This is a genomic window from Pseudoalteromonas sp. GW168-MNA-CIBAN-0100, from assembly GCF_040309225.1.
GTDB lineage: Bacteria > Pseudomonadota > Gammaproteobacteria > Enterobacterales > Alteromonadaceae > Pseudoalteromonas > Pseudoalteromonas arctica.
The window spans coordinates 1-263 of sequence record NZ_JBEOOL010000690.1 but is presented as its reverse complement, the minus strand read 5'-3'; the positions used below and the strand labels follow the sequence as shown (position 1 = coordinate 263).

At 39.5% G+C, this 263-nt stretch carries 1 protein-coding gene; it reads left to right on the top strand.

Annotation, left to right across the window (positions count from 1 at the left end; all coding sequences use genetic code 11):
- Positions 1 to 263: phosphoglucose isomerase-related protein (locus tag AAEY62_RS23030; protein ID WP_502935562.1), on the top strand; the 263-nt coding region annotated here is incomplete at both ends.

The window sequence follows — 263 nt, the reverse complement described above, 5'->3', positions numbered from 1 at the left end:
AAAAAATATTGATGCTGAAACAACCTTGTTTGTTATTGCATCAAAAACGTTTACCACGTCAGAGACAATGACCAACGCTAAAACAGCGGTTGATTGGTTTTTACAAACAGCTAAAGATAACGCCGCTATTGCTAAGCATTTTGTTGCGGTGAGCACTAATTTAGAAAAAACAGCCGAGTTTGGCATTAGTAACGACAACGTATTTACGATGTGGGATTGGGTTGGTGGTCGCTTTTCATTATGGAGCGCTATTGGTTTACCGA